We start from the raw sequence: 8,831 nt of genomic DNA, 5'->3' as shown, positions 1-8,831 counted from the left end.
CCTGTTCGCCATGCTCCGCAACAAAACCCACTACCGACACCCCGGGACAACTCCTGCCCCGGCTGCGGCTTGACAACCACATAGGGACACCCCCCCGCGTCGCCAGCCGCCCGCGCCGCCGCGCGCCGCCGTGCGACGGGCCGTTGTCCACGTCGACCGGGTGCCGTACCGCACCCACCGACCAATGGCGGGTTTACCGCTGCCGGTGACGGGTCTGGACTGGTGCCCATGCGATCACTGCTCGCGGCGGCCGTCGCCGTGCTCCTCGTCGCGCCTCCCGCCCAGGCCGCGCCTTCCCGGGCCGCGCACGCCCTGGACCTGGACCGGGCGACGATCCCGCAGCTCGCCCGCCGGATGGACGCGGGCACGCTCACCGCCGTCGACCTGACCAGGGCCTACCTGCGCCGCATCCACGACGTGGACGGCCGGGTCCGGTCCGTGCTCGCCCTCGACCCCACCGCGCTGGAGCAGGCCGCCGCCAGCGACCGGCGGCGGGCGAGGGGCCACGCGCGTGGCCCGCTGGACGGCATACCGGTCCTGCTCAAGGACAACATCGACACCAAGGGCCTGGCGAGCACCGCCGGTTCCCGCGCGCTGGACGTGCCGCCGCGCGAGGACGCCGAGCTGGTCGGCCGGCTGCGCGCCGCCGGCGCGGTGGTCCTGGGCAAGGCGAACCTGTCGGAGTGGGCGAACTTCCGGTCCACGCACTCCACGTCCGGCTGGTCGGCCGTGGGCGGCCAGACGAACAACCCGCACGTCCTGGACCGCAACCCGTGCGGCTCGTCGTCCGGTTCCGGGGCGGCGGTCGCGGCGTCGCTGGCCCAGGTCGCGGTCGGCACCGAGACAGACGGCTCGATCGTCTGTCCGGCCGGGCAGAACGGCGTGGTCGGCCTCAAGCCCACCCTCGGCGTGGTCAGCGGCCGGGGAGTGGTGCCGCTGTCTACCCGGCAGGACACCGCCGGGCCGATGGCGCGGCACGTCGTGGACGCCGCGATCCTGCTGTCCGCGCTGGGCGGCGGCGACTACGCGGCGGCCGGGTCGGCGTCCGGGAACGCGGTGCGCGGCACGCGGATCGGCGTGTGGCGCAAAACCGGGGCGAGCCCCGAGGCGGATCGGGTGGTGCAGCGGTCGGTGGACGCGCTGCGGCGGGCCGGCGCGACCGTCGTGGACGTCGAGCTGCCCTACCAGGACCAGATCGACGCCGTCGAGTTCCCGGCGCTGACCGTCGAGTTCAAGCACGACCTGGAGCGGTACCTGGCCACCCGGCCGGGCCGGCACCGGACCCTCGCGGACCTCATCGCGTTCAACGAGCGGGACCCGGTCGAGCTGAGCCGGTTCGGCCAGGAGCTGTTCCTCGCGGCCCGCGACGCGCCGCCCGTCACCGACCCCGGCTACCAGGAGCAGCGCCGCACCGCGACCACGCTGGCCCGGCGGTCGATCGACGAGGTGCTGGCCGCGCAGCGCCTCGACGTGATCATGGCGCCGACCAACTCTCCGGCGTGGCGGACCGACTACGCCGCCGGTGACGCGTACGTGCTGGGCACCTCGACCCCGGCCGCCGCCGCCGGCTACCCGAACGTCTCCGTGCCGGCGGGCTTCGCCGGGCCGCTGCCGATCGGCGTGTCGTTCATGGCGGGCCACCGCGCCGACGCGAAGGTCCTGCGCTTCGCGGCGGCGTTCGAACAGCTCACGCACGCCCGTCGGGCACCGGGCTACCTGCCCACCCTGCCCTGACCCGCGCCGGGCGCGCGCACCCACACCCGCGCGGGGTGCGCGCGCCCGGACCCGCGCGGGGTGCGCGCGCCCGGACCCGCGCGGGGTGCGCGCCGACCCGGGCGCGGTGACCGGCACGCCCGACCCGCCCGGTCTCAGCCGGTCGACGTCCAGCGCCACACCAGCGGGGGCCGGCCGCCCCGGGGCGCGGCGGAGGCGTGCTGCTCGGTGCGCTCCAGGCCGGGCACGCGGTCCATGGTGCGGCCCAGGTTGGCGGGGTAGGGGCGGTCCCCGGTCAGCGACTCGGTCACGTCCAGCGCGTGCGCCGTGGTGAACTCGCGCCCCAGCAGGCCCGCCGTGAACGGCACGTCCCGCCACAGCCGGTCGGCGAGCATCGGCCGGCAGTCCGCCACGATCCGGTCGTGGTCGAACGCCAGTGCCGGCACCGAGTCCAGCGACGTCCAGTCCGGACCGGTGCCCGCCACCGCCGGGTCGACGGTGGCCCACAGCGCCACCGACAGCGTCGGCCCGCGCGGGTCGCGCGACGGCTCGTCGAACGTCGCCAGCTGCCCGGTCGCGCTCACCGCCGACCCGTCGAGCCCGAGCTTGCCGGTCACCGCCCGCAGCGCCGCGTCCCGCAGCCGCTCACCGCGACCCAGCAGCACACCCGGCAGCGCCAACGCCCCGGCGAACGGGTGGGCCGCGCGCGGCGCGACGGCCAGCAGCACGGCCCGCGCCCGCGCGTCGAACCGCAGCGTGAGCACGTCCACCGACACCAACGTCGACTCGATCCTCGCCATGCGCGGGATTCTCCCGCACGCCCACCCACCGACCCGAGGACCACCGACCGCGAACACCACCGCCCGCAACGCCGGCCCGCGCACCCCTCAGCCGGCTCGCACCCCCGGGCCGGCACCACGCGTGGCTCGCGGGCGGTGCTCACGCGACCCGGACGCGCACCCGGTAGTCCGCCCGGTCCGGGCCGTGGCCCTCGACCTCGACCGGGAGACCGGTGTCCCGGGTCAGCCACGCCACCGGGTCGGCGAGCGGCTCCAGCACCGGTACCGCGCCGTGCGGCACCGCCGCCGACGTCAGCCGCCGCACCAGGGTGCGGCCGACCCGGTACGCCGGGGCCACCGACAGGTCGCGCGCGTCCAGGTGCGTGACGGCCAGCGCGTCCACCCCGCACAGCCCGATCGCGTACCGCAGCAGCACCGCGTCCAGGTGCCCGGCCCGCCACGCCCCCTGGTACGCGCCGGTCGCGTTGTGCCGCTCCGGGAACCGCGCCGCCACGGCCGGCTGCTCGGTCGGCAGCGGGCCCGCGCCGTGCCGGGTCTGGTACGTGCGGGTCACGCCCAGCACCCGTGCCGGGCGTCCGCCGAGCAGGTCGCGCGCGTTGCGCGGGGTCACCGTGGACCACGTGGTGTGCGGGTGGAACCCGTGGTGCTCGTCCAGCAGCACCCCCTGCGCCCCTTCGAAGACCAGCCGGCCCCGGTCGGCCAGCCGGCCCACCTCGTCGCCGTCGACCACGCGCACCGCGTCCGCGAACGCCCGGTACAGCTCCACCAGCTCGTCCACCCGGAACCCGTCGCCCACCAGCGGGGCGTAGAACCGGGCGAGCGCGTCCAGCTTGCGCCGCAGCACCCCGGGCGACGCGCAGTCGCCGACCCTCGGCGCGGCACCGGGCGTGCCCGGCACCTCCTGGTGCTCCACCACGTCACCGGGCCGGGCGCCCGCGAGCAGCGAGTACCAGACCGTCTCGCCGATGCCCTTGCCGCACGACCCGTGCCGGTCCCGGCCCCGGGCGTCTTCCCGCGCCCGGTTGGCCGCGACGTGGAACGGGGTGGTGAGCAGGGCGCGGGCGTCGACCGCGACGAGGGCGAGCGGGTCGGGCACGCCCAGTGCGGCCAGCTCGCGGGACTCGGTCGCCAGCGCGATCGGCTCCACCAGCACGTGCCGCGACAGCAGGGTGGGCACCCCCGCGAGCGTGCCCGACCCGAACTGGCTGAACGTGTGGTGCCGGCCGTCGGCGACGACGTTGTGCGCGGCCTGCGCGCCGCCGTTGAACCGCACCACCGCCGACACCGACCCGTCGCGGCACAGCGCGTCCACGACCGCGCCCTTGCCCTCGTCGCCGAACCCCAGCCCGACCACGACGACGTGCCCCGCGTCCCCGCTCATGACAGGGTCACGTCGTCGGGCCCGTCGAGGCCGGGCGGCAGCGCCGAGGTCGTCGCCGGCGCGGTCCGCGCGCCGACCTGCACCAGCGCCTTGCCGACCGCGTCCCGCTCGGCGGTCGACCCGACCTCGGCCAGGTCCACCAGCGCCTGGTCCAGGTCGACCACCCGCTCCTCCATCCCGATCGTGGCGGCGATCAGCTCGCACACCGCGCCCGGGTCGTCCAGCTTGAGGAAGTTCTGGCCCAGCAGGCCGCGCCAGTGGTCGGCGATCTCCGGGTCGCGGAAGTACGACGACTGGTCGGGCAGCACGAAGTAGACGTGCCACTTGCGGCTCAGCTCCCGGTAGACCGACGCCGGGTCGATGTCCTGGCGCACGTCGTCGCCGATCACGCGGCGGATGTGCCGGGCCTCCAGCCGGGGCTTGTTCAGCTCGTCGCCGATCAGGAACAGGTAGCCCTTGCGGCCCCGCTTCTGCCACGCGTCGGTGACCACGTGCCGGGCCACGAAGTAGGCGGCCAGCTCGTAGGACTCGCTCTTCTGCCCGCCGCCGTTGCCCTCCAGGAAGATGGTGCGCAGCTGCTCGTCCATCCGGTTGTCCGACTCGAACTGGCCGACCTGCAACGGCACCCGGTCGCTGTCGGCGTCGCCGATGCCGCCGAACATCAGCTGCGGGTCGGCGAGGTAGCCCTTGCGCTGCAACAGGCCGTGCAGCTTGCCCAGCTTGCGCTGCATGATCTTGGGCACCTGGCCCATCGACCCGGTGACGTCGAACAGCACCGCGATCGGCGTCGAGTCGGCGTGGTCGGCCGAGTCGCGGCACTCCCGCGCGGTGACGCCCAGCGGGTCCATCGACGGGTCGGCCGCCCACTTGTCGCGCGGCTGCGCCCGCAGCTTCGCGGTGTAGCCGAAGTCGTCGATCCCCTTGGCCGCGCGGAAGGTCTTGGCCGCCGCGTAGGCGTTGTCGTCCCACCTGCCGTGTCCCATGTCAGGCTCCCTTCGTGTCGGGCAGCGCGAACGGGCGGAACACCCGCGCGCCGTAGAGCTCGTCCAGCAGTTCGTCGTACTCGTCGAGCAGGTCGGCCGCGTCCGGGCGGCGCTCCGGGACGTCCTGCACGCACCCGGCCGCGAACCGCCGTTGCCGGATCTCGTCTTCCGCCAGCAGGTCCAGCATCAGCGCGTGTGCCATGTGGACGTCGGTGGCGGGGGTGAGCGGTCGGCCTGCCGCGACCTCCGGCGGGTAGTCGACGGATTTCGCGGTGGCCAGCGGCGGCTGCCCGGCGGCCACCGCGAACGACCACCCGGCGAGCACGATGCCGTGCTGCTCGGGGTGCACCAGCACGTTGTCGGCCACGATCGCCCCGTGCACCAGGCCGGCCCGGTGCGCGCCCGCGACCGCCCGCAGCAGCCTGCGGTGCATCCACGCGTAGTCGCGCCCGTCCAGCCCGCCCGGGAACGCCCGCCGCACGTCGGCGAGCGTCACGAACCCGTCCACCAGCGGTTCGAGCACGGTGAACGCCCGTTCGCCCCGGCCCACGTCCCCGGTGTCCACCAGGCGCGGGTAGTAGGGGCGCAGCCAGGTGTGCTCGTCGGTGAAGCGGCCGAGCAGGCGCAGCGCGTCCCACTCGGCGCGCAGCAGCGGGGTGAGCGCCGGGTTGCGGACGACCTTGACCACGTGCGGTCCGTCGGTGAGGTAGACGTTGGCGACGCTGCCGACGGCGTGCCGGGCGGCCACCCGGTAGCTGCCGCGCGCGGTGCGCAGGACGACCGGGCCGGTGTGCTGCCACTCGTGGTAGAGGCGGGTCAGGTCGGCGGAGGCGGCGTGCGCCCGGACGTCGTCGGCCGCCACCCGGTCGGGGTGCAGCGCGGCGACCAGGCCCCGGTACAGCCGGTGGGCCTGCTCGCGGCGGTCCGGGTCGGCGGGCCCGAACAGGTCGACCGGGTCGGCCCCTTCGACCAGGCCGAGCGCCTCTTCCCTCGTGAACATGGTTTGAGTCTAACTGACTCAAACCTGATCGGGCAACGGGCTGTGATCGGCGACGCTCACGAACGGGGGAGGGGCCTATCACCTGAACGGCGGGAGCCGCCCTCGGGGGAGTGCTCGTGCCGGACCGCGCGTCACGGCGTCGGCGGGGTCGCGCCCCCGGCCGCTTCCAGGCGGTTCAGCTCCTGCTGCACGCGGGCGGCGTCGTCGTGCCGGCCCCCGTCCCGGTACAGCCGCAGCGCCTCCGACCAGGCGGCGCGCGCGAGGTCGGGCCGGCCGAGGGCGGCGCGCGGGTGCGCGAGCCGGTCGAGGATGTCGGCCGTGTCGTGGGTGTTGCCCAGCGCGCGGTGCAGGGCCAGGGCTTCCGAGTAGTGGGCCACCGCCGCGTGGTGGTCCCCGGTCCGGTGCTCGACGTAGGCCAGGCTGTCCAGGGTCGCCGCCTCGCCGTCGGGCACCCGGTGGCGGCGGTGCAGGGCCAGCGCCTCCAGGCAGTGCTCCCGCGCGGCGGTGTAGCGGCCGAGCTGCGCGTTGTACCAGCCCACCGAGTTGAGCGCGTCGGCGTGCCACGCCGGGTGGTCGAGGGTGCGGAACAGCTCCAGGGCGGCGGTCGCGTGCGCGAGCGCCGCCTCGTTGTCGCCCAACTGCTCCGACACCCCGGCGAACGCGTAGTGGACGTGCGCGCGCTGGGTGGCGTCGTCGTGGTCCCGGGCCAGCTCCAGCGCCCGGCCCATGTGCTCCAGCGCCGGATCCCGCAGGCCCAGACCGGCCGAGGAGCTGCCCATGAACCGGTGGATGTGGATGTGCACGGCCGGGTCGGGCAGGTGCTCGGCGGCCCCCAGCGCGGCCCGGCCCGAGGCGAGCAGCTCGCGCGGGCGGCCCCGCCGCACCCGGTACATCACCGTGGCCCGGAACAGGTGCCAGACCGCGTCGTGCCACCCGTGTGCGACGGCGGCCTGCTGGGCGGCGATGAGCTGGGCGTGCTCCGCGTCGAACCAGGCCATCGCCGCCGAGATGTCGGCCGGCCGCAGCGGGTGCGTGCCCGGGGCCGCCGGGTCCGGGCGGCCCGGCCCGCTGTGCGGGTAGACGAGCCGGTCGGCCGCGTCCGCCGTGTGGGTGTAGAAGTCGACCACCCGGCGCAGCGCCGCCACCCGCACGTCCTCGGCGAGGTCGCGGTGCGCGGTGGTCTCGGCGTGGGCGCGGATCAGGTCGTGCATCGCGTACCGGTCGTGCGGGGCGTGGTCGAGCAGCGACGCCTCGGCCAGCGTGCGCAGCAGTCGGCGGGTCTCGGCGGGCGGGTGCCCGAGCAGGCTCGCGGCGGCGGACAGGCCGATGTCCGGTCCGGGTGCGGTGCCCAGCAGGGCGAACGCCTCGCGCTGCCCGGCGGTCAGGGCCCGCTGCGACCACGACAGGACGGTGGGCAGGCTGCCGGTGGGCTCGTCGTCGTCCAGCGCGTCGAGGCCGGACTCCCGCAGTTCGGCGGCGATCCGGGACAGCGGCAGGCGTGGATCGGTGCCGGCGCGCGCGCCGACCAGGCTCAGCGCCAGCGGGAAGCCCCGGCAGTACGCCAGCAGGTCGGCGACCGCGTCCGGTTCGGCCAGGGCGCGGGCGCGGCCGGCGCGCTCGGTGAGCAGCGCGCGGGCCTCGTCGTCGGACAGCGGCCGGAGGTTGAGGTGGTGGGCGCCGTGCCGGCTGATCAGGCCGGTGAGCCGGCGGCGGCTGGTGACCAGCACGGTGCACGCCGGGGTGCCGGGCAGCAGCGGCACGAGCTGCTCGGTGGTGGCGGCGTTGTCCAGCACGACCAGCATCCGCTTGTCGGCGACCAGGCTGCGGTAGAGCGCGGCCTGGGCCTGCGGGTCGGCCGGGACGCGGGTCGGGTCGGCGCCCAGCGCGTCGAGGAAGCCCCGCAGCGCCACACCGGGCGGGAGCGGCTCGCCCTCGGGGCTGAACCCGCGCAGGTCGACGAACAGCTGGCCGTCCGGGAACCGGTCCGCCGCCGCGTGCCCCCAGTGCAGCGCGAGCCACGTCTTGCCGATGCCGCCGGCACCGGCCAGGGCCGAGATCAGCACGGTGCCGCCGTGCTCGACGGCCTCCCGCACCCGTTCGGTGAGCCGGGCCAGCTCCTCGGCGCGGCCGACGAAGTGCGCGGGTGCCGGCGGCAGTTGCCGGGGCACCGGGCGCGGCCGGGGCGCGCGCCCGCTCGAGGGGGCCTCCGCGCCGCCTTCCGCGCTGAGGATGCTCTGGTAGGCGGCCCGCAGGTTCGGGGAGGGCTCGGCGCCCAGCTCATCGGCCAGCCGCGCCCGCACGGCGTGGTAGTGCGCCAGCGCGTCGGCCTGGCGACCCGACCGGTAGAGCGCGGTGACGTACTGGGCGGCCGACCGCTCGTCCAGCGGGCGGTCCGCGACCAGCGCGGCCAGCGCGGGCAGCACCTCGCCGGGCCGGCCCGACCGCAGCAGCAGGTCGGCGCGCTCCGACTCGGCCGCCGCGCGCTCGTCCTCCAGGTGCGAGCGCCACCGGTCGGCCCACGCGGTGTCGAGCCCGAACACCGGCTCGCCCCGCCACAGTGCCAGCGCCCGCTCGCACAGCCGCGCGCCCTCGGCGGGGTCCCCGGCGGCGCGGGCCGACGCCACGAGCCCGGCGAACCGGTGGATGTCCACCGCGTCCGGGTCGACCCGGCACAGGTAGCCGCCGGGCTCGCGGGTGATCGTCACGCCGAACGGGGCCAGGACGCGGCGCAACTGGGAGATGTAGGTGTGCAGTGCGCCGGCGGCGGACCTCGGGTCCCCCGACCCCCACACCCGGTCGACCAGCACCTCCGGCCGGACCGGTCGGCCCACCTCGGCCAGCAGCGCCGCCAGGACGTGGCGCTGCCGGGGCGGTCCCACCTGGACCGGCCGGCCGTCGGCGACCACCTCGACCGCGCCCAGCAGACGGATCTCCACCACCACACCACGCTACCG

General features: G+C 76.2%; 6 protein-coding genes. 1 reads left to right on the top strand and 5 read right to left on the bottom strand.

What is annotated here, in order from left to right:
• Window positions 1-228 precede the first annotated feature (228 nt).
• On the top strand, window positions 229-1,734 hold the full coding sequence (locus AB0I60_RS23180; protein WP_360732845.1) for an amidase: 1,506 nt from the start codon (window positions 229-231) through the stop codon (window positions 1,732-1,734).
• A gap of 134 nt (window positions 1,735-1,868) precedes the next feature.
• On the opposite strand, the gene AB0I60_RS23175 is transcribed toward AB0I60_RS23180, so the two are convergent.
• From AB0I60_RS23175 to AB0I60_RS23155, 5 genes are all read right to left on the bottom strand, one after another.
• On the bottom strand, window positions 1,869-2,513 hold the full coding sequence (locus AB0I60_RS23175) for an NUDIX hydrolase (RefSeq protein ID WP_360732843.1): 645 nt from the start codon (window positions 2,511-2,513) through the stop codon (window positions 1,869-1,871).
• Window positions 2,514-2,652: 139 nt separating this feature from the next.
• Window positions 2,653-3,894: an adenylosuccinate synthetase gene (locus AB0I60_RS23170; RefSeq protein ID WP_360732841.1), complete on the bottom strand. Its 1,242-nt coding sequence runs from the start codon at window positions 3,892-3,894 to the stop codon at window positions 2,653-2,655.
• On the bottom strand, window positions 3,891-4,877 hold the full coding sequence (locus tag AB0I60_RS23165; RefSeq protein ID WP_360732840.1) for a hypothetical protein: 987 nt from the start codon (window positions 4,875-4,877) through the stop codon (window positions 3,891-3,893). Before AB0I60_RS23165 ends, AB0I60_RS23170 begins: the two co-directional genes overlap by 4 nt.
• Before the next feature lies 1 nt (window position 4,878).
• Window positions 4,879-5,877, bottom strand: a complete 999-nt coding sequence (locus tag AB0I60_RS23160; RefSeq protein WP_360732838.1) for an adenylate cyclase — start codon at window positions 5,875-5,877, stop codon at window positions 4,879-4,881.
• A gap of 131 nt (window positions 5,878-6,008) precedes the next feature.
• The gene (locus AB0I60_RS23155) at window positions 6,009-8,816 is read right to left on the bottom strand and encodes a BTAD domain-containing putative transcriptional regulator (RefSeq protein ID WP_360732836.1); all 2,808 of its coding nucleotides are present in this window, start codon (window positions 8,814-8,816) and stop codon (window positions 6,009-6,011) included.
• Between the last annotated feature and the right edge of the window lie 15 nt (window positions 8,817-8,831).

This window comes from Actinosynnema sp. NPDC050436 (genome assembly GCF_040655415.1).
In the GTDB taxonomy this organism is placed as follows: domain Bacteria; phylum Actinomycetota; class Actinomycetes; order Mycobacteriales; family Pseudonocardiaceae; genus Actinosynnema.
This window is presented reverse-complemented; position numbering and strand designations above follow the sequence as displayed.